The organism is Bartonella sp. CL162QHHD (genome assembly GCF_042195435.1).
Lineage (GTDB): Bacteria > Pseudomonadota > Alphaproteobacteria > Rhizobiales > Rhizobiaceae > Bartonella.
Window position 1 is genome coordinate 76537 of sequence record NZ_JBHIOG010000064.1, and the last position, 21033, is coordinate 97569.

Annotated in this window: 15 protein-coding genes and 2 pseudogenes; 5 read left to right on the plus strand and 12 right to left on the minus strand. The window is 37.4% G+C overall.

Features of this window, described 5'->3' with window-relative positions:
- Position 1: 1 nt before the first annotated feature.
- The 3 genes and pseudogenes from ACFILD_RS07270 (at position 2) to ACFILD_RS07280 (ending at position 3642) form a co-directional block, all read left to right on the plus strand.
- On the plus strand, positions 2–871 hold the full coding sequence (locus ACFILD_RS07270) for a metal ABC transporter permease (protein WP_375631086.1): 870 nt from the start codon (positions 2–4) through the stop codon (positions 869–871).
- 10 nt (positions 872–881) lie between these two features.
- Positions 882–1799, plus strand: a complete 918-nt coding sequence (locus tag ACFILD_RS07275; RefSeq protein ID WP_375631087.1) for a metal ABC transporter solute-binding protein, Zn/Mn family — start codon at positions 882–884, stop codon at positions 1797–1799.
- 1642 nt (positions 1800–3441) lie between these two features.
- Positions 3442–3642 (plus strand): annotated as a pseudogene (locus ACFILD_RS07280) (DNA-binding protein).
- Between the two features lie 28 nt (positions 3643–3670).
- Here the strand turns inward: ACFILD_RS07280 and ACFILD_RS07285 are convergent.
- The 7 genes from ACFILD_RS07285 to ACFILD_RS07315 form a co-directional block, all read right to left on the minus strand.
- Positions 3671–4717 carry a sn-glycerol-3-phosphate import ATP-binding protein UgpC gene (locus ACFILD_RS07285; protein ID WP_375631088.1) on the minus strand — a complete coding sequence of 349 codons (1047 nt, stop codon included), beginning with the start codon at positions 4715–4717 and terminating at the stop codon, positions 3671–3673.
- A gap of 2 nt (positions 4718–4719) precedes the next feature.
- A complete protein-coding gene (gene ugpE / locus ACFILD_RS07290) occupies positions 4720–5571 on the minus strand; it encodes a sn-glycerol-3-phosphate ABC transporter permease UgpE (RefSeq protein WP_375637593.1) in 852 nt (283 codons plus the stop codon).
- A gap of 10 nt (positions 5572–5581) precedes the next feature.
- The gene (gene ugpA / locus ACFILD_RS07295; RefSeq protein ID WP_375643385.1) at positions 5582–6466 is read right to left on the minus strand and encodes a sn-glycerol-3-phosphate ABC transporter permease UgpA; all 885 of its coding nucleotides are present in this window, start codon (positions 6464–6466) and stop codon (positions 5582–5584) included.
- A 95-nt stretch (positions 6467–6561) separates the two neighbouring features.
- Positions 6562–7896, minus strand: coding sequence for a sn-glycerol-3-phosphate ABC transporter substrate-binding protein UgpB (gene ugpB, locus ACFILD_RS07300; RefSeq protein ID WP_375663560.1), 1335 nt, complete (start codon positions 7894–7896; stop codon positions 6562–6564).
- Between the two features lie 757 nt (positions 7897–8653).
- A complete protein-coding gene (locus ACFILD_RS07305) occupies positions 8654–9376 on the minus strand; it encodes a glycerophosphodiester phosphodiesterase (RefSeq protein WP_375664939.1) in 723 nt (240 codons plus the stop codon).
- A gap of 76 nt (positions 9377–9452) precedes the next feature.
- Positions 9453–11009, minus strand: coding sequence for a glutamine-hydrolyzing GMP synthase (gene guaA / locus ACFILD_RS07310; RefSeq protein WP_375664941.1), 1557 nt, complete (start codon positions 11007–11009; stop codon positions 9453–9455).
- A gap of 132 nt (positions 11010–11141) precedes the next feature.
- Positions 11142–12428, minus strand: a complete 1287-nt coding sequence (locus ACFILD_RS07315) for an RsmB/NOP family class I SAM-dependent RNA methyltransferase (RefSeq protein ID WP_273790617.1) — start codon at positions 12426–12428, stop codon at positions 11142–11144.
- Positions 12429–12882: 454 nt separating this feature from the next.
- Between ACFILD_RS07315 and ACFILD_RS07320 the strand changes: the two genes are divergently transcribed.
- Positions 12883–13029, plus strand: coding sequence for a hypothetical protein (locus tag ACFILD_RS07320; RefSeq protein ID WP_375631092.1), 147 nt, complete (start codon positions 12883–12885; stop codon positions 13027–13029).
- 179 nt (positions 13030–13208) lie between these two features.
- Here ACFILD_RS07320 and guaB read toward each other — a convergent pair whose 3' ends face one another.
- The 3 genes and pseudogenes from guaB to ACFILD_RS07335 all read right to left on the minus strand — a co-directional run bounded on the left by guaB (position 13209) and on the right by ACFILD_RS07335 (position 18218).
- The gene (gene guaB / locus ACFILD_RS07325; protein ID WP_375643381.1) at positions 13209–14708 is read right to left on the minus strand and encodes an IMP dehydrogenase; all 1500 of its coding nucleotides are present in this window, start codon (positions 14706–14708) and stop codon (positions 13209–13211) included.
- Positions 14709–14858: 150 nt separating this feature from the next.
- A pseudogene (locus ACFILD_RS07330) lies at positions 14859–16429 on the minus strand (phospholipase D family protein).
- Between the two features lie 403 nt (positions 16430–16832).
- On the minus strand, positions 16833–18218 hold the full coding sequence (locus ACFILD_RS07335) for a sigma-54-dependent transcriptional regulator (RefSeq protein WP_375631094.1): 1386 nt from the start codon (positions 18216–18218) through the stop codon (positions 16833–16835).
- A 252-nt stretch (positions 18219–18470) separates the two neighbouring features.
- Here ACFILD_RS07335 and ACFILD_RS07340 point away from each other — a divergent pair, with 252 nt between their 5' ends.
- A complete protein-coding gene (locus ACFILD_RS07340; protein ID WP_375631095.1) occupies positions 18471–18830 on the plus strand; it encodes a hypothetical protein in 360 nt (119 codons plus the stop codon).
- A gap of 275 nt (positions 18831–19105) precedes the next feature.
- Here the strand turns inward: ACFILD_RS07340 and ACFILD_RS07345 are convergent, their stop codons facing one another.
- Together ACFILD_RS07345 and ACFILD_RS07350 are read right to left on the minus strand one after the other, a co-directional pair.
- On the minus strand, positions 19106–20098 hold the full coding sequence (locus ACFILD_RS07345) for an SIS domain-containing protein (RefSeq protein ID WP_273790622.1): 993 nt from the start codon (positions 20096–20098) through the stop codon (positions 19106–19108).
- A gap of 39 nt (positions 20099–20137) precedes the next feature.
- Positions 20138–21028 carry a UTP--glucose-1-phosphate uridylyltransferase gene (locus tag ACFILD_RS07350; RefSeq protein WP_375631096.1) on the minus strand — a complete coding sequence of 297 codons (891 nt, stop codon included), beginning with the start codon at positions 21026–21028 and terminating at the stop codon, positions 20138–20140.
- Between the last annotated feature and the right edge of the window lie 5 nt (positions 21029–21033).

Consider the following 21033-nt stretch of genomic DNA (forward strand, 5'->3'; position numbering starts at 1 on the left):
CGTGTATGCATTTTTTCTTGCCCCCTTTGTTGATTTCCAATTTATGCAAAACGCCCTTATCGGTTCTATTTTCCTGTCTATTAGCGCTTGTCCTGTTGGTGTGTTTTTGATGCTCCGTGGAATGAGCTTGACAGGAGATGCTATCTCTCATGCCATTCTTCCTGGTGTTGCAACTGCTTTTCTGATTTGTGGTTTTTCCCTCATATCTATGACACTTGGTGGCATCTTCGCTGGTCTTATTGTTGCTTTAGCAACCATTTTGATTTCACGAAACAGCTTTCAGAAAGAAGATGCATCCATGACCGTCTTTTATCTTATTGCACTCGCGGCAGGTGTCATTATTATCTCACTGAAAGACTCAACAATTGAGCTGCTTCATCTCTTATTCGGATCGGTTCTTGCACTTGATGCACAAGCCCTTTGGTTAATCGCTACTATAATGCTGATTACACTATGCAGCCTTTGTATTTTTTGGCGTGCACTCGTTTTAGAAAGCTTTGACCCCCTCTTTTTTAAATCACTCTCTCCATTGAGTAAATATATTCATATTTCATTGCTTGGACTTGTGGTGTTGAATCTGGTTGGAGGCTTTCAATCACTAGGAACATTACTCTCCGTTGGCATTATGATGATTCCAGCCATTACAGCCCGTTTTTGGTTTTCACGGCTAGGCCCTATTTGCGCACTTTCCACTCTTTTTGGAATCATTTCTAGCGTATGTGGTCTTCTGCTTTCTTTTCATCTTTCACTTCCCTCCGGCCCTGCTATCATCATTGCCGCAGGATTTATTTATCTTGTTTCCTGTTTGATAAGTCCACGTGGCTTTATTGTAACATGGTTTCCCCACCTCTTTTATACCTCCTCACTTTAAGGAAAAAAATGTGCCTAAGTTTGCTCAAAAATTTGCTCTTCTTGGAGCTTTATTGCTTGCCCTTTCTCCATTTTCTGCTTCTGCACACAATAAAATCAAAGTTGTTGCGAGCTTTTCTATTCTCGCAGATCTCGTCAAAAATGTAGGAGACAACCATATCTCTATGACCACTTTTGTAGGTCCCAATGCGAATACCCACACTTATGAACCTACCCCCCATGATGCTCAAGCTCTTAGAAATGCTCAAATTATTTTCATCAACGGGCTTCATTTAGAAGGATTTATTGATCGCCTCATTACAGCAAGTGGTACAAAAGCACTTCTTGTCGAAGTTAGCGCTAACATTCCCTCCCTCAAAATGAAAAATCAAGAACATAATGCCCATCACCACCACAGCGTTATTGATCCACACGCTTGGCAAACCATTCCCAATGTCAAAATCTATGTGAAGAATATCGCTGCTGCTTTTTGTAAAATCGATCCACAATCCTGCACCAGCTACAAAAAAAATGCCGAAACCTACATTCAAAAACTTAAAATAGCACAAGATACCCTGAAAACAAAAATTGCTACCATTCCTAAAGATAAACGTATCATTATCACATCTCATGACGCCTTTGGCTATTTTGCCAAGGAATATGGTTTTACTATCCTTGCCCCTCAAAGTGCTTCAACAGAAGCTGAAGCATCCGCAGCCGATGTTGCTAAACTTATCAAACAAATTAAAGCGAATAAAGCAGCTGCACTATTCGTTGAAAATATCTCTAATCCCCGTCTCATAAAACAGATTGCAAAAGAAACAGGTTTGACAATTGGTGGAACACTTTATTCTGATGCATTGTCAAACAAAAATGGTCCAGCAGCAACTTATCTCGATATGATGGAACATAATGTGAATACCATCATTGATGCCATCACAAAACATTAAGATCTTCTACAAAAGAGATAAAAAAGAGTTCATAAAATCATAAGTCTATGATTTTATTACTAATGATGCCCAACATCTATAATTGATAACATTGATATGAAATAAAGTGACTTTTACAGAGAAATTTATATTCTATAGATTCTAAGATAGATAAAGTAAGTGGATTTATTACCTCATGGTGCCCAAACCATCAGCAGTAGCACTCTACTTTTCAATGATTCTTTTACAATAACTCTCGACACTTGAAACGATTCATAAGAAGCATTTGGTGTCTCTTTCTTAAAATATTTTTATCTATCCAACTCCATTTATAACATGCAAATGGGATTAGCGTATGAATAAAAACCACTTGAAGAAAAAATGCCTCTTCTAAAGAGTCTCAACACAATAATTGTTGCAATGTTGGAGACTGAAAGAGAGTATGATGATGTCCCCAGCTTGCACTTTTATAAGCATAAAGATGGCGATACACTATGGATTTTATGTTATACCACTCATAAAAGACTGCGTGAAAAAATAGTTGGAACAACCTTGCAAGATATTTTTTAAAACAAGTGCGTGAATTGGCAACCCAATAGCCTTCTGTTTAGGTATTCTGTTTTGTATGAGAGGTGCAATTCTATTCAAAGAACGTAATAAAAAAATGTGTTCAGCAATGCGTAATCTCCATTATGTAAGAGACATTGGCTCAGATTTTTTTTTGAAAATCGCAATACTAAATTAAAAGATGAGGCTAAGGATAGAAACTATTTTTTATCTTGATGCTTTCATATTCTCCCTAAATTAAGCTGTCTCCTCATTTTAGAAATTACATAAGAAGACAAGCTTATTCCACTCTGACATACAAAAACTGAATACAGCACCGAACCGTCTTCATATTTGTCTCAAACATACTGCTGTATAAAGTTTAGGTTGATTTATAAGCAACAAAAAAGCACGCGCTTTATAAGAAAGTAATATCATAAAACCATTAATAGACTGGCAATATATTGAAAAAATATACCAGATTTTATAAAATGCTTTGCAAAACAATAATATAACTGTCTTTGTCTCTGCTGATTCTTATAGGTGTTCGCACCAATCCCTTATGTTATATTCATAAAGATCTGTTTTAGGATGATCTATAGGCAATTTTTAACTCAAGACTATAGAAAGATCGATGAGATGTTACAGATGTGTTTCATCTGCTTTTATCGTTAACAGTCATGAAAATTCTAAAACAAGCACGCCTTCTATATCTCAGTGATTTTTTGCAACTTATCAGATACCCTCGCTGAGAATTGCATAGTGATTTACATGAGAAAAAATAAACTTGTAGCATGCGCGCATAGGTTTCTCTCTAATTTATGTGATTGGTAGAAAAAACAAATGCTTCTTATAGGAGCTCTGAAACCATTTTAGATCATATGGTCAGCGGTAAAATAGAATGCGCCTATTCTCGTACAGACTATTTAGAACAGCGTCGTATTTTGTGGATCAAATAGACTTCTTATGTTAGGGATCAAAGCTAAGATATGGGGTGCATCCTCCCTTATCTGTGACGCATTTTTTCTCTCTATTTCTCTCATTTACTTTTTATAAGATACATAAATTATTACATCAAGAAACATATGATAATATGTTGTTTTTTATAATGAAAATGATGTTTGAAAATAATATTCTTCTTACAGACCGTGAAACCGCAAAATTTTTTCATATAAATGTTTTGACATTCTCAGCGCCATGGGACAATGGATCATTACCAAAACTATTAAAATTTTGTTTTTAATCCCGCCGGTTACAACCTGATTTTGTAAATGTAATCGAGAAAGTCAAAAAGCAACATTATCATGACGCAGCATAAAAGAGAGTCGTGTCACATCAATTAATGCTTACTTATTATTTGTGCGCTTTCCTGTGTTTTTATTAAAAGTATGAAAATTCTGATGAGCAACTGTGAAACTTAGTTTTTGACCATATTCGTATGTCAAGCGTTCTTTTATTTCAATCGTAAAGATGATATCATTCCAACGCGTTAAAACATGGCAACCCGTTCCAATAGGCTTGATAAGCTCAATTTTTGTGTGAAAGACTGGTCCTTTATCTGGATGTTCGCCCAATAAGATTATTTCAGGTCTGAATGCTAAAAGATCAGTTTCTTCGCCATAAGTAAATGAATGCCCTAAATGTTGTTCTAAGACATGGCGATCAAGAAAATTCATAGGAGGAGAACCAATAAAATCAGCAACAAATGTTGTTGCTGGAGTATCGTAAATTTCCATTGGTGTTCCAATTTGCTCGATAGCTCCTTTATTCAAAACGACTATTCTATCAGCTAATGTCATAGCTTCTAGTTGATCATGGGTAACATAGAGGCTCGTTGTTCCTAATGAACGCTGTAGTGTTTTTATTTCAATACACATTTGCGCCCGTAATTTTGCATCAAGATTTGAAAGAGGTTCATCAAAGAGAAAAACACGGGGTTGACGTACAATCACACGCCCCATTGCAACACGCTGACGTTGTCCTCCTGATAATTGTCGTGGTTTACGATCAAGAAATGGTTCTATCTCCAAAAGCTTTGCAGCATGTGCGATACGTTTTTTAATTTCTTCTTTAGGGGTTTTACGATTTTTAAGACCATATTCTAAATTTCCACGAACTGTCATATGGGGATAAAGGGCATAATTTTGAAAAACCATAGCGATATCACGATCAGCTGGTTCACGATCATTGATACATTCGTTATCAATGCATAATTCACCTGAGGTAACTTGTTCAAGTCCTGCTATAATACGTAATAAGGTCGATTTTCCGCACCCTGAAGGACCGACAAGAACAAGAAGTTCTTTATCGGCAACAGTTAAGTTTAAATCATCAATGACCAGAATGCCGTTGTCATACTGTTTTTTTATATTTGATAACTGGATTATGGCCACAATTACTTCTCCGTTTCAATAAGGCCTTTGATAAAAAGCCGCTGCATGAAGATAACAACAAGAACAGGGGGAACCATGGCAACAACCGATACTGCCATGAGTATATTCCATTGAGGATCATGTTGAAGTGATTCGACAATAAGCTGTTTTAAAATAATAAGGATCGTTTGATGATTTTGATCCGTTGTGATGATAAGAGGCCAGAGATATTGTATCCATCCATAAATGAACATAATGATAAATAAAGCAGCGATATTGCTTTTACTAAGAGGAAGAAGGATATCCTTAAAAAATTTAACTGGACCTGCACCATCAACACGTGCCGCCTCTAAGAGTTCATCTGGAACAGTCAAAAAAAACTGGCGAAATAAAAATGTAGCGGTTGCAGATGCAATAAGTGGAATAATCATTCCACTATAGGTGTTAACCATCCCCAATTTTGCAACAATCTCATAGGTTGGAAGAATACGAACTTCGACAGGGAGCATCAATGTAACAAAAATAAGAACAAAAGCAGTTTTTCGGAAGGGAAAGCGCATGTAAATAATTGCATAAGCAGACAAAAGTGAAATAATAATTTTTCCAATACTAATCCCAAGAGCCATAATGAATGAATTCATTAAGAGTGGCCAGAGGTTGGGCAAACCTAGCCGTGCAAGGCCATCACCAAAGATTGTTTTATAATTTTCCAGAGCGTATTTCCCAGGCAAAAGAGGAAGTGTTCCTGAGTTAAATGCTGCTGAACTATGAGTTGATGCAATGATAGCAACATAAACTGGAAAGCAAATAATGATAATACCAACAATGAGAGTAATATGGGTTAGAAATTTCAAAACAGGGCGATTTTCAACCATAATTTGTTTCCTAATATTGTACACGGCGCTCAATCCAGCGAAACTGGATAAACGTTAAGACAATAACCATCAACATCAATATTGTTGATTGTGCTGCTGATGCACCGATTATTTGATTTCTAAAGCCATCGTCATATACTTTATAGACGAGTATGCTCGTTGCACGCGCAGGACCTCCAGAAGTTGTATTATCAATAATACCAAAAGTATCAAACATAACATAATTGACATTGACAATAAGAAGGAAAAACGTCGTTGGTGAAATTTGCGGGAAGACCACTGTCCAAAATCGTTTAAAGGGACCAGCACCATCAATGGCGGCTGCTTCTATTTGAGAACGCGGAACAGACTGAAGACCTGTAAGAAAAAAGAGAAAATTGTAAGAAATTTGTTTCCAACTAGCCGCAATGACAATAAGAATCATTGCTTGAGTGCCATTAATACGATAATTCCATAGCACTCCTATTTTCTCGAGAAGAAAAGGCATAATTCCGATGGTGGGATGAAAGATAAACAGCCATAATATACCTGCCAATACTGGAGCAACAGCATAGGGCCAAAGCAAAAGCATTGTATAAGCCTTTTTTGCACGGATGACACGATCAACACAGACAGCTAAGAGAAGTGATATTGTCATTGAAGCGACAGTAACTGAGATGGAAAATACTGCGGTTGTAAGAAGCGATTGCCGATAAGTAGGATCAGAAAGAACGGTTAGATAATTCTCAAAACCAATAAAGGTTGTTGTAAAGCCAAAAGGGTCTTCACGCTCAAAAGATGATTTTATTGCTTGAGCAGCAGGCCAAAAGAAAAACAAAAAAGTCACAAAAAGCTGAGGAAAAAGCAGTCCATAAGAAAGTAGATTATTTTTAAAATATGCATGTTTTTCTTGCATTCGTAGGGCTCTTTAAATGTAGAGACTTTAAAAAGGTAAACAAAAAGGACTCAACTGTTTTTGTTGAGTCTTTAATGTTTAACAATAAAACGAAATTAATGATTAGATCTTTCAAATTCACGCAAGAGTTTATTTCCACGTTCAACGGTCTCATCTAAACCATCTTTCGGCGTTTTTGAACCACTAAGAACAGCTTCCAACTCTTGATCAAGAATGGCACGGATTTGTGGTAAATTACCAAATCTTATCCCTTTTGAGTTAACTGTTGGTGGATTAAGATTAATCTGTTTGATAGCTATATCCGCACCTGGCGTTTTTTCATAGAAATGTTGTTTTTTACTCAATTCATAAGTTGCTTTTGTGGTTGGAAGATAACCTGTCTCCTGATGCCATTTTGCTTGATTTTCTGTTTTCGAAAGAAATTTAAGAAAAGCGGCTGCCCCTGCATATTCCTTTGGGGTATGGCCCTTAAACGCCCAAATAGAAGCTCCCCCAATAACTGAATTTTGTGGTGCTCCTTCTGTATCCTTATAGTACGGTAGCATACCAACCCCCACATTAAACTGAGCTTCAGAAACAATTCCAGCATGTGATCCTGAAGATTGCATAAAAATTGCACAATTTTGTGCCATAAACATTGGTGTTGAATCTAATGCACCTGCTGGACCACCATAGCGGAAAATACCTTGATCAGACCACTTTTTCAGGTCAGTCCACATACGCACTTGTAAAGGTCCATTAAATGTAAGTTCTGAATCAAGTCCTTTAAAGCCATTTTCCTTTGTTCCAAACGGAACATTATGCAACGCTGAAAAATTTTCTATACCAATCCATTGAGCGGCATAAGCCATTGTAAAACCACAAGTTGCTGCTTTAGTCTCAAGAATTTTTTTGGAAAAGTTTTCTATATCTTGCCACGTTTTAGGAGGCTGTTCTGGATCAAGCCCTGCTTTTTTAAAGATATCTTTGTTATAATAAAGGATGGGTGTTGAAATATTGAATGGCATAGAAACCATACGCCCCTGTTCATCGGAGTAATAACCACTAATAGCAGGGAAATAATCTGTAGGATCAAATTCTTGTTTTGTATCAGCCATAAGTTGATAAAATGGGTAGATTGCGCCTTTTGCAGCCATCATAGTTCCAGTACCAACGTCATAAATTTGGGCAAGTACTGGCTGTTTCTTTCCACGAAATGCTGCAATAAGTGAAATCAACCCCTCTTCATATTCACCGCGATATGAAGAAACAACTTTATACTCAGATTGACTTGCATTAAAATCGTTAATGAGACTTTCAGTTTGCTTTCCTAATTCACCACTCATAGAATGCCAAAAGCTGATTTTTGTCTGCGCAAAACTTGCTGTTATTCCCGCTGTGGACATTATGATAGCAACCGTGGCCGCTATGGAAAGATAAAAACGACTCATGGTTCACCCTTTCTGAAGTGATGGAATACAAACTACCCCTAAATTTATAGTATTACACATGAACATGCTATGACAGTTTTATTTCAGAAACATATTCTCTCATTTAAACAGGAACCACCAAAAGGTCAAATGAATTTGTTTAAATTTATTCATTTTCTTTTATAAGCATTCTTATGTATTAACGAAGAGACAAATAAAACTTTTCTTAAAATTAAAAATCATTTTGAGCGCTTAATAGTCTCTTTCCCTGTAACAAGATCACGCCCCTCACGCAAAACAAAATGACAATGTATGACCAATTTCCATGCTGTTAAAAAATCTTTCAATACATCTACATTTCGTGATAGCTCCTATAATATAAGCCATAAAGCCTCTCCACTAAAGTATATAAGACTTTTTGTATACCATCACTTTTACACTTCATAAAAGTGCAAAACGACATCATCATGTGAGACCCTAATGCTTCAACAAATCTTGCATTTAAAATACGTTAAATGAATATTTTTATTCTTTTCTCAATCATTTTTTATCCACACACCAACCCTGCTTGTAATGTGTAAAGGAATGATTTTGATTGATTCATTGTAAAAAAACTTGAAATAAGAGAAACTCACGTATTAAAGACTCTTATTCACATGAATAAACTATTAATTATCATTATAAATCAATGTATTATTGTTATATATTAGATAATTTTTCTTCTTCCATTACGCTAGCTTTACGAGGATATATAGTTCCTTTTGTGTTGATGTATTTTTTACCTTTGTGCACACAATTGCAATGCGAGATCAGGTTGATCTGTCGTAATATAATGTACAGGCATATCAAGCCAATATGATAACCGAACTTTTCCATTAATTGTCCATACCCCTACAGTAAAACCAGCCTCAAGAGCTGATTCAATAAAGTCCTGTGAAACAATAGAGCCATCTAAACTTAGATCAGAATAACCTAATTGCTTCCATTCAGAAAAATGACGGTACATATCACCTTCAAAATTATCAACACATGGACCAGATGGTATTCCTGCTTCAATAAAAGGACGAAGGATAAAAGGATCAAAACTAATTGCAGAAACCCGTTCTAATAAATTTCGGCTTTTTATTAGTGCAAGCGCTTTTTGGGATAATATTGTTTCACGCTCCACTTCACCACATGTTTTGATTTCAAGATGCAACGCAACATTCGTTGGTGCTAAAAGATCAAGCACTTCTTCTAATAAGGGAGGTGCTTCTTGGCTTCCTTTCACGCAGAGTTGTTTGCGTGTTTCATTATCAATGTCGTGAATATACCCCTTTTTCCCAACCAATTGGTCTAAACGGAAGTCGTGAAAGACAACCACTTCACCGCTTTTCAGCAAATGAACGTCGCATTCAACTTCATCAACACCTAACGCTATAGCATTATTAAATGCTGAAAGGGTATTTTCAGGATAAAGATGAGCTCCTCCACGGTGTGCAACAATTTTTTTCTCAGACATGCAAAATCCCACACTTCTCAATTTTAAACGATATTGACGTACAGATTGTCAGATAAAAGCTTATTCTTCATTTCAATTATTCCCATTCAATAGTACCAGGAGGCTTTGAGGTTACATCATATACAACACGATTAATCCCTCTAACTTCGTTAATAATACGTGCTGCTGTCTTACTTAAAAATGCCATATCATAGGGATAAAAATCAGCGGTCATTCCATCTACAGATGTGACAGCGCGAAGAGCACAAACAAATTCATAAGTGCGATCATCCCCCATAACACCAACAGTTTGAACTGGAAGAAGAACAGCAAAAGCTTGCCAAATTTCATCATAAAGACCGGCCTTACGGATTTCCTCAAGATAAATAGCATCTGCTTCGCGTAAAATTTCTAATTTTTCACGTGTTACAGCACCTGGACACCGAATTGCAAGGCCGGGACCTGGAAAAGGATGGCGACCAATAAACTGCTCCGGTAGCCCTAACTCTCGTCCTAGCGAGCGAACCTCATCCTTAAAGAGCTCACGTAACGGTTCTACAAGTTTCATCTTCATCTGTTCTGGTAGCCCACCCACATTATGATGGCTTTTAATGGTTACCGTTTCACCAATAGCAGACACACTCTCAATAACATCTGGATAAAGTGTTCCTTGTGCTAAAAACTCTGCACCTCCTATTTTTTTCGTTTCTTCTTCAAAAACTTCAATAAAAAGGCGACCAATTGTTTTGCGTTTTTTTTCTGGATCTGTCTCACCTTTTAAAGCATTAAGAAACACATCAGCAGCATTAACGTGAATAAGCTCTATATTATAGTGATCACGAAAGAGCGTGAGAACTTCTTCAGCTTCATTCTTGCGCATCAGCCCATGGTCTACCAAAATACATGTCAGTTGATCTCCTATAGCTTCATGAAGGAGTACCGCTACAACAGATGAATCCACTCCCCCTGAAAGACCACAAATCACACGACTTTTCCCAACTTTTTGTCGTATCGTAGCAATTGCCTGCTCACGATAAGAAGCCATTGACCAATTGCCTGTAATAGCAGAGATCTTATGAACAAAATTTTGCAAAAGTTTTGTACCATTCGGTGTATGGATAACTTCAGGATGAAACTGTACCGCATAAAAATGTCTTTTTTCATCCGCAATAGCCGCATAGGGAGCTCCTTTTGAGGTTCCTATGACACGAAAACCTTCTGGTAAAGCTGCCACACGGTCACCATGGCTCATCCATACTTGATAACGAGAACCTTTTTTCCACACTCCATCAAAAAGGGCACTCTCTTCTTGCACTTCCAAAAAAGCACGCCCAAATTCACGCTCATGCCCAACTTCAACCTTTCCTCCAAGCTGAACACACATGACTTGTTCACCATAGCAAATACCCAGAATCGGAATACCCGCCTCAAAAATTTCCATTGGAGCACGCGGAGAGCCCTCATCAATAACGGAATAAGGACTCCCTGATAAAATAATAGCTTTAGGATTTATGCGGCGCACAGCTTCTAAAGCCAATTGAAAAGGAGCAATTTCACAATATACCCCCATTGCTCGTACCCGTCGTGCAATAAGTTGTGTAACTTGTGAACCAAAGTCAATAATAAGAACAGTGTCTGGATGTGATATGCTCATAGAAAACCAATCAACAATTGTAAAAGAAAACTCATGAGAGTTATGATTTAATCTTTCTCTTTTCACAAGCCTGTTTTCTTAAGAAAAAGATTATTCTCGTAAAGTTTATGATAAAAAGTGCAAAAATATGGATCAATGTTTTTTTTGCAACACAGATAAAAAGAACCCATCTGTTTGTGTTGTGGCTGGCGACAAAGTAAGTCCATAATTTGAAAAAACTGGTTGCACAGGAGAAAAACTAAAATGTTTCTGCCAAAGCGCTGGCATATCTATTGGAGAAAAATGAGAATGTTGTTGAAGGAAATGGGAAATTTGTTCCTCATTTTCATCTGTAAAAAGAGAACAGGTAATATAGATTAGGCGCCCATTTGGCTTAAGATAAGCTATCGCTTCATTCAAAATAGCCCTCTGTTCTGTTTGGCGTTGTTTCACCTGTTCTAATGTTAAACGCCATTTCGCATCTGGACGACGACGCCATATTCCTGTCCCACTACATGGTGCATCTAGTAGAACTCTATCCATCTGGCCTATTAATGGCTTCAATTCTTCTTTTTGTGCTCGTGTTTGTACATTACGAACACCAGCGCGTCGAAGACGATCAAAAATAGGAGCTAAGCGCGCTTTATCGGAATCATAAGCATAAATTTGCCCACGATTGTTCATATCGGAAGCTAAAGCTAATGTTTTGCCCCCAGCACCTGCACAATAATCTAATACCTGCATGCTCTCTTGCGCGTCCACAAGGTGAGCAACAATTTGAGATCCTAAATCCTGTATTTCAAAGTGTCCTTTTTGAAAAGCTTGTTCCACTTGAACATTGGGATGACGATTAAACTTTTCAATCGGTGCAATTCTTAAAGCTTGCCCAAACCATGGAAAAGATTTAAGTTTGGTTTTTGCTAATTCTTTCAGCACCTTTTCTGGTGTTGCCTTTAGGTTATTTACCCGTAGGTCTAAAGAAGGACGCGTTGCTAACGCAGCCGCTTCAGTGATCCAATTATCACCAAATAAAGGACGCAGATGCGCTTGACACCATTGCGGAATATCACCACGAATATAGTCTGGAGCATCCACTAATTGCTGACCTTGCCACGATTTACGCTGCTTAGCCCCTAATAACTGTGGTGCAAACCGATCTTCTGCCAACTCACCGTCAATTTGCTCCAGCGTCATTTTTCCATAATCTAATAAGGCACCAAAAACGATATCTCGGATATCATCACTCTCCATACGCCATTGTAAAGAATAACGTCGTCTTAAAACATCATAAACGATTGTACCAATAGCTGCGCGATCACCTGCTCCAGCAAAGCGATGAGAAAGCCCCCAATCCTTTAAAGCTGCTCCTACTGGGCGATGCTTCATTTCTATCTCTTTGAGAACATCTATTGCTGCTTGCAAACGCCCACCTAATCGCATTCATTTCTCCCATTAAAATAATAAAATTTTAAATCATCTAAAAAAATAATATTATCGTCTTCTTGCCAATGGAACCTTCTCAAAGCCATAAAAAATTTACATTCAATATTAAAATGATCTGATCATACTTTTTTATAAAATCCAATTTAGAGTATCTAGATTTTTCCTTTCATCTTCTGCCCATTCGCTTTTTATCCTTCTACCTCTTATGCTAAAAGATACGTAGCCATCCATAAAGAACTTATTTCCGCCATGCATTACGAAAAAATCAAATATCTCCCATCTTTGTACGGCTATCCTGCTGAAAAAATAGAAAAAGTCTTCTCATAAAATTAAACAATTTCATCTTACGTTCAACAAAAAATTAACTTTTTAGAAAATGCTTGGAACCACTATTTGGCATGACCGTTTTTACTCTAATGGCAACTGCCAGACAATTTAAAAGGAGAAAATAATGACTTATAATAATGGAAAAACAACTTCGTCTAAAAGCCGTCATAATACAATGCCCTCAAACAACGGAAAGAAATCCATCCAAAGTGATCAGACAAACACTCGCCAACGTGCGTCAAAGACTGGACGGAAGACAACAAAAAGTTAATTCTAATTTTATATAACTTATTTCATATAGTCTTAACAGAAAGAATTAGAGTTTTGACCTCTAATTCTTTCCTTTTTGGGATTATTACACCAAATTACAAACAGAAAAAAGCGCAGTCTCTCTTTCTTATTCTCGGAAGATTTTATATTTATGCAATATGACATTAGGATCTTGTATCTTTAAACTGGCCCACGATAATTTGGACTCTCTCGTGTGATAGAAACATCATGCGTATGACTTTCATGGAGTCCCGCATTCGTAATACGTACAAACGTTGCTTTTTCACGAAACTCTACAAGATCTTTTGCTCCAACATACCCCATCGAAGCACGAAGTCCACCAGCAAGCTGATGTAGAACTGATGCTATAGGACCTTTATAAGCCACCTGCCCCTCTACACCCTCAGGAACCAACTTAAGTTCATCACGAACATCATCTTGAAAATAGCGATCTGCCGATCCTCGTGCCATAGCACCAACAGATCCCATGCCGCGATAAGCTTTAAAGGATCGTCCTTGATATAGATAAACTTCACCAGGGCTTTCTTCTGTACCCGCTAAAAGAGAGCCAATCATAGCAGCACAAGCCCCACCTGCTAAGGCTTTAGCAAAATCACCCGAAGCTTTTATCCCCCCATCAGCAATAACGGGAATACCGGCCTTATCAGCAATTTCTGCCGCACTCATAATGGCTGCAAGCTGAGGAACACCAACACCTGCAACAATTCGCGTTGTGCAAATAGAACCAGGACCAATACCAACTTTTATAGCATCCGCACCACTGTCAATCAAAGCCTGTGTTGCTTGCGGAGTTGCGACATTACCAGCAATAATGGCTGGAGAAAACGTCATTTTTTTAATACGCTCAACTGTGTCTAATACACGCTGAGAATGTCCATGTGCAGTATCAATCACTAGAATATCAACACCTGCATCAATTAATCGTTCAGCCCGCTCAAACCCATCGTCCCCTACACTACTTGCAGCTGCAACACGCAAGCGACCTTGCGAATCTTTGGCAGCGTTTGGATTTAATTTTGCTTTTTCAATATCCTTAACTGTTATCAGTCCGACACAACGATTCTGTTCATCCACAACTAATAATTTTTCAATACGATGATGGTGTAAAAGATACTTTGCTTCATTGAGTTGAACATTTTCACGCACTGTGATTAAATTTTCATGCGTCATTAATTCATAAATTTTTTGTTTGGGATCCGATGCAAAACGTACATCCCTATTTGTCAAAATGCCAACAAGCCGTCCAGCAGTTTCACCTTTAGCACCATTTTCAACAACCGGAATACCGGAAATACCATGAGAGCGCATCAAAGATTTTGCTTCTTCAAGTGTTGCATCTGGTCCAATGGTGACTGGATTAACAACCATACCAGATTCAAACTTTTTTACTTGGCGGACCTCTTCTGCCTGCTCTGCAGGAGACATATTACGATGAATAACCCCAAGACCACCAGCTTGAGCCATCGCAATAGCCAAACGCGATTCTGTTACCGTATCCATTGCCGCAGAAAGCAATGGCAAATTGAGCTTAATATCCGCTGCAATGCGCGTACTGAGATCCACTTGACTAGGCATAACAAGAGAATGACCGGGTTGTAAAAGTACATCATCAAAAGTCAGTGCCAATGCACCTGTCCCCGTTTCAACAATCTTTGCCATAGCAAAATTCCTTTTATAATAAAACACCGCAAGGAGCTTTAAAATACAACTGCGGTTCTCATACATGGTAGATTGGCAAAAAATTATGCCATGCTACAAACAAAATGAAAAGAAAAATAAAATATTTTTTTAAGTGTGGTTTATAAAAATTTACAATTGTGATTCAATAGGTAACCAACTTATTATTTTTGCAAATGCGCGACGCCAAAAATTGCTTTCTGGCTCATAGTCAATGCTATATTTTTTTTCATTTTCAATAAAATCCCAATAAATACGATTATTATCACCAAGACGCAGATGATAGCTCATTTCCCCTGTGGTTTCTTCAGAAAACAACAAATCTAATCTTGCTGTAATGGGAGCACATTCAAAAAGAATGCCCATTTCTGTATTTAATGATGCTGATCTTGGATCAAAATTTAAAGATCCAATAAAAGCTGTTTTACGATCAATTAAAAAAGCTTTGGCATGTAAACTTGCCTTACTCGATCGAAACAATCGTAACCCATGAGTATTGCCTTCCGCTTTTAATTCATAAAGATTAACACCACTTTTCAACAATGCCTTACGATACGGTACATAACCACCATGCACTAATGCTACATCAGTAGCTGCTAAAGAATTTGTCAGAATTTTGACATCAACACCCTTTGAAACCAAATTACTAAAATTCTGCGTGCCAACCTTACCAGGAACAAAATAAGGTGACGTAATCTGAACCGTTTTTTGGGCATTTCCAATAACCTTTGAAAGTGCCTTCATAAGCCAATTGCTTGCTTTTTTACGCAATGCTTTTTCTGGAGGGTCAGAAAGAACAACAACTTTGTCTGCTAAAAATAACCGCTTTCCTGTTTGGATAAAACAATTAAAGTTAATGTGCTCTTTGACATAATCTAAATAAACTTTTGCAACCTTGGAATCACGAAACTTTCGTAATTTATCTTTCCAATAGCTAAGATCACTTGCGCTTTTAGGAACAACCAAAGTATGAATTGGCAAAACAACAGCACTATTCCAAAAATCATCAAAGATACTTTCTACCTTTTTAACAGAGGGACCGATTAACATCAAATCTAAATCTCGAAAATGGGATTCTTTACCAGCATCAAAATAAGAATCTGCAAGATTACGTCCTCCTACAAAAGCGACCCTGCCATCAACAATAAAAGCTTTATTATGCATTCTACGTGTTACGGTAATTGCCCGTAATATAATTTCTAAACCACGGCGTAAACCACCTTTACGAGATCGCCCTGGATTAAACATTCTCACCTCAATATGAGGATGTTTATCTAGCGCAATATAAGCTGGATCACGTGCCTGAGCATTAATATCATCCAAAAGAAGCCGTACCCGAACACCCCGATCTGCTGCCTCAACTATTTCACTTAATAATAGGCGCCCCGTTAAATCATCGTCCCAAATATAATACATCAGATCAAGGCTACGCCCAGCCTCTGCAGCTCCTATTGCACGAACACAAAACGCATCCAAATTGCTGATAATGAGGGAAAGGGCATCTTTATCAATCCCCAATCCATTTTCTTCCTCAGCTAATTGACTGACGATACGATCAAGCTTAGTTTCATCTTTCTGAATAGGTAACGCATAAGAACACTGCCCCCTAGCATTTTTCACAAAACGCCCATAGGTGTAGATTGCCAACATAGATGCAATAAAAAAAAGAGGACAAAACCAATAACAATCTGTAAAAGAGTCAAAGAGGATAAACTTTCTATTTTAAACTATCACATCATCAGTAATGCAAACGATAACACTAATCACTTTATCTTAATCGTATAGCAGATAAAATGCCACTTCTTGCTTAAGAGAGTATAAATTTAATATTGATGATACAAAAATTTTAGCGGTAGTATTTAAAATTTTTTAAAAATGCTTCTCTGTTTTAATAAATGTAAACTTAACTAAAATTGTATAAATTGAAACAAACGATTAAAATAATCACATAAAATTTATATTTGATTTAAATCTACAAAATCATCCTCTATAGATAAATTTTACAATAAATAATTGTTTTCTTAAGCTTCCCCCACGAACTTTATCAAAATCCACTCTATTTTTTTGAAACTCATGCTTGTCATGAAGAGAAATTTGTTATGAATTTTACTTTCGTTCTTGATTTCTTATTGCTCTCAATTCTTCCATTTTTCTATAAAGTGTAGAGCGACCAATATGAAGGCGGCGTGCAATCTCACTCATATGTCCTTTATAATGTTTAATCGCTTTCTCTATAATATCATGTTCCATCTCTGCAAAAGTACGCACATGCCCATCAGTATTCAAAAATTTTATCGATTCTTGTTCATTATCTTCTTGTATATTACCCTCAATGATATTGGGAACATTCATTAATGAATTTCCCATTAATTGCGGAAAATCTCGAACAGTTAATAACGGTCCTTCACTGAGTAAAATCGCACGAAATAAAAAGGTTTCAAGCTCATTTCTATTGCCAGGCCAATCATACTGCATAAGCAAGGAAAGAGCAGAGCCTGCTAAACCATGGACATGTGATCGCCCTGTTTCTGTGATAATGCGATCAATCAAACGTTGTGTAATCTCTGGAAAATCATCCCTTAATTCTCGTAAAGCAGGGACGCTAATAGACAAGTGAGAAAATTGTTCAAACAAACTATGCAAAAAAAAGTTCTCATTAACCAAGTCCTTTAAACGCGATGTTGAAATAGCAATGATCCGAAAAGGGAAAAATCCTCCTTTTGTATCCCTTTCCCTCTCTTTAAGGTAATGAGCAAACCGTTTTTGCTGTATGGGCTCAAGTCGATCAATATCACAAAGGCAAAGTGTCCCTTTTTCAAGAGAAGAAACCAATGGTAGGAATTCTTTAAACCACTGCTGATTTTCTTCTTCTGGATCAACGATGGCTGAACATTGAAAGCGAACAAAAACACCCTCCGAAAATAATCCCTCATGATGAATAATCCGAGCTAATGTCTCACGTCCTGTTCCAGCTTCCCCCTCTATCAAAAGATTCTGTAAAGAAGTTGCTGCTTGTCTCGATTGTTCTAACACTATCTGCATAGCTCTACTTTTTACGCAAAGATCAGAAAACCGTAAATGATTCTCTTTTTTTCGCCGAATATCTCGAACCTCATGCTCCAAGGCAGAAATAAGAGCAAGAATATCCAAAGTAACTCTTACGCGTAATAATGTTACTGGATGGATCCAATAATCAATAGCTCCAGCTGTTAAAGCTTTCTGGAGTAAATGCTGATTCTCTTGTTGTGCTATAACGACAATAGGAACAGAAACACCAGCAACTCTAATCATTTTAATCAAATCGCTCACACTCAAATCACTCATAACGACATCAAGGAGTGCAAGCACAATGTTTTTACGCCTGTGTAAAAGATCAATCGTACGGAGACCATTTTCTGCTTCAATGACACGATAACCAAAACCTCTCAGCATAGCAGAAAGTTCTATACGTCTTCCATAATCTTCACTCGCAACAAGAATGGGACCAACCATAATGTCAATAATCTCCTTTGAGACTACTCAGCAGCTTAATATCAAAATTGTTGTAAACCATAAGAAATATTTCACCTCTTGTGTTTCACTTACAAACTTCATCAAGCTATCAATTAAATACAACATTAAGGCATTTTTTTCCATTTTTTTGCTTTTTCATTGATTTTCATTAAATTTTTCATATTGACTCATGGGGTAATTTAATAATGTTATAGAAACTCGAGAGAAAATAATCTAAATAGAGTGCAATAAATGAAACATACCTTTCATATTTTATGTCTTACAATCACCGCCTTGCTGTTAAGTGCCTGTAAATTTTCGCAATATTATAATTCAAATATGCCAACTGGAATTGATGGGAAATGGGTTGATGAGAATGGTATTATTTCTTCTTTCCACAATGGTGTTTTTGAAACGCGTGCAGCAGATACAGAAGAAAAACTATCAGAAGGGGCATATAATTATCTCAATGCCCAAAATATAGAAATTGAAATACGCTCTATTCTCCGTGGAACAATTTCTAGAGTCAATTGTACAATGTCATATGACGCCACACAACTTCTCTGCACCTCACATACAGGAGCACAGTTTTTCCTTAAGCGGAAATCTTAAACAAAGTACAAGGGAAACCTCTCTTAAGAACAGAGGGAGCACACACATTAAGCAGGAGGCGATCCGTTCTCCTCCTGATAGAAAATCCTCTCTAAAATACGCAAAGAGGCTGGTATAATCTTTACCCTGAGAATTTTCTAAACATTATGAAATGCGTAAAATAATCATTTTCTTCCACAAAATATCAGTAAAGCCACCTACAATAAAATTGTAACTTTGTATCCTGCAATCTATTTCAACCTAAAATAACATTTTATTTGATAAGGAAGCTTAATCTAAGCAGCGCCAATGCGCAAAAGATCATGAAAATGGACAATTCCTATCGGTTTTTTATCTTCAACCACGAAAAATGCACCAATCTGATGATCATTAATAAAAGCTGTTGCTGCACCAACAAGTGTATTTGGCTTTACAACTTTAGGAGCTTTGGTCATCACCTCGTCAACATTAAATTTTGATAAATTAAAATGAATGTTACGTGCAAGGTCGCCATCAGTTACAATTCCGATTAGTTCACCTTCTTGATTCACAACACCAACACAACCAAAATGTTTTTCCACCAAAACATTCATCGCTTCAGTCATAGATGTTCCCTGCATTACCAAAGGAATATTATCACCCTCATGCATAATATCACACACGTATTTAAGGCTTGCACCAAGAGAACCACCAGGATGATATATTTTGAAATCCGTTGCGGTAAAACCACGCATTTCTAAAAGAGAAACCGCTAATGCATCTCCCATTGCCAATTGCATAATTGTTGAAGTTGTAGGGGCTAAACCATGGGGGCAAGCCTCTTCTATCTTTGGTAATAATAGCACAATATCAGCTTGTCGTCCTAACACAGAGTGCTTACTTGATGTCATCGCAATAAGGGGAATACGAAAACGCGCCGCATAACTCATAATACCACTTAACTCTTGAGTTTCACCAGACCATGATAAAGCAAGAATAACATCATCAGATCCAATCATACCAAGATCACCATGATTGGCTTCTGCAGCGTGAACAAAAAAGGCAGGTGTTCCAGTTGAGGCTAAGGTTGCTGCAATTTTTGTCCCTATATGACCACTTTTTCCAAGACCAGTAATGACCACATGTCCACGAGCATTTCTAATAGTTTGAACAGCCGCTTCAAAAGAAGAAGAAAGACTTTCCAGAAGAGCTTTTTCAAGGGCTTCAAGCCCCTGCTTTTCACTGGCAAGTGTTTTAAGCGCTGATACAACAGCACCCTGCAAAGCCATATGAGGAGACGGTATTATCATAATCAAATTCGATCAATAAAATTAAGTGAGAGATCTATATTATTTTTCAACATTAATGGTTTCCAGTAAATTTTTCAATGAGGCAGAAACGTGGCTGTGCATATCAGCGCGTGCCAAAGAAAATGCAACGTTGGCTTCAATAAAACCAGCTTTAGAACCGCAATCAAAAGTGCGCCCTTTTACTTGCAAACCCCAAAAATCTTGCTCATTTGAAAGCCGTATCATAGCATCTGTTAATTGAATTTCATTTCCTGTTCCCCGTTCTTGAGTAGAAAGAATATTAAAAATTTCTGGCTGCAAAATATAACGTCCATTGATGTACAAATTTGATGGTGCCGTTCCTTGTACTGGTTTCTCTACCATTTTTGTGATTTCAAAACCATTTGCAATCTGTTTGCCTTTCCCAACAATACCATATTTATGTGTTTCTCTAGGATCGCATTCCTGAACTGCTATAATATTTCCCCCACCCACCTTTTCATAAAGGCTCATCATTTCAGAAAGACAGCCCTTTTTCGCCTGTATCAACATATCGGGTAATAATAAAGCAAAAGGTTCCCCTGCAACTAATTCACGCGCACACCAAAGAGCATGCCCTAATCCCAAAGGTTGCTGTTGCCGAGTGAAAGAAGTTGACCCTGGTAATGGCTGTAAACGGTATAAGTGTGCAAGATCTTCTTTCTTTCCACATTCAGCAAGTGTCGTGTATAATTCAACTTGCGCATCAAAATAATCCTCAATGACTGCTTTGTTACGTCCAGTCACAAAAATAAAATGCTCAATACCAGCTTCCCTCGCCTCATCCACAACATATTGAATAACAGGTTTATCAACAACTGTTAGCATTTCTTTAGGAATCGTTTTTGTCGCAGGAAGGAAACGCGTCCCAAGACCTGCTACTGGGAATACTGCTTTCCGGATTTTACGCACACTCA

Excerpts from the sequence above, each read along its gene's own strand:
- ugpE (WP_375637593.1), bottom strand. The coding sequence starts at position 5,571 with ATGGTTGAAAATCGCCCTGTTTTGAAATTTCTAACCCATATTACTCTC.
- ugpA (WP_375643385.1), bottom strand. The coding sequence starts at position 6,466 with ATGCAAGAAAAACATGCATATTTTAAAAATAATCTACTTTCTTATGGA.
- ugpB (WP_375663560.1), bottom strand. The coding sequence starts at position 7,896 with ATGAGTCGTTTTTATCTTTCCATAGCGGCCACGGTTGCTATCATAATG.
- ACFILD_RS07305 (WP_375664939.1), bottom strand. The coding sequence starts at position 9,376 with ATGTCTGAGAAAAAAATTGTTGCACACCGTGGAGGAGCTCATCTTTAT.
- guaA (WP_375664941.1), bottom strand. The coding sequence starts at position 11,009 with ATGAGCATATCACATCCAGACACTGTTCTTATTATTGACTTTGGTTCA.
- ACFILD_RS07315 (WP_273790617.1), bottom strand. The coding sequence starts at position 12,428 with ATGCGATTAGGTGGGCGTTTGCAAGCAGCAATAGATGTTCTCAAAGAG.
- ACFILD_RS07320 (WP_375631092.1), top strand. The coding sequence starts at position 12,883 with ATGACTTATAATAATGGAAAAACAACTTCGTCTAAAAGCCGTCATAAT.
- guaB (WP_375643381.1), bottom strand. The coding sequence starts at position 14,708 with ATGGCAAAGATTGTTGAAACGGGGACAGGTGCATTGGCACTGACTTTT.
- ACFILD_RS07335 (WP_375631094.1), bottom strand. The coding sequence starts at position 18,218 with ATGGTTGGTCCCATTCTTGTTGCGAGTGAAGATTATGGAAGACGTATA.
- ACFILD_RS07340 (WP_375631095.1), top strand. The coding sequence starts at position 18,471 with ATGAAACATACCTTTCATATTTTATGTCTTACAATCACCGCCTTGCTG.
- ACFILD_RS07345 (WP_273790622.1), bottom strand. The coding sequence starts at position 20,098 with ATGATAATACCGTCTCCTCATATGGCTTTGCAGGGTGCTGTTGTATCA.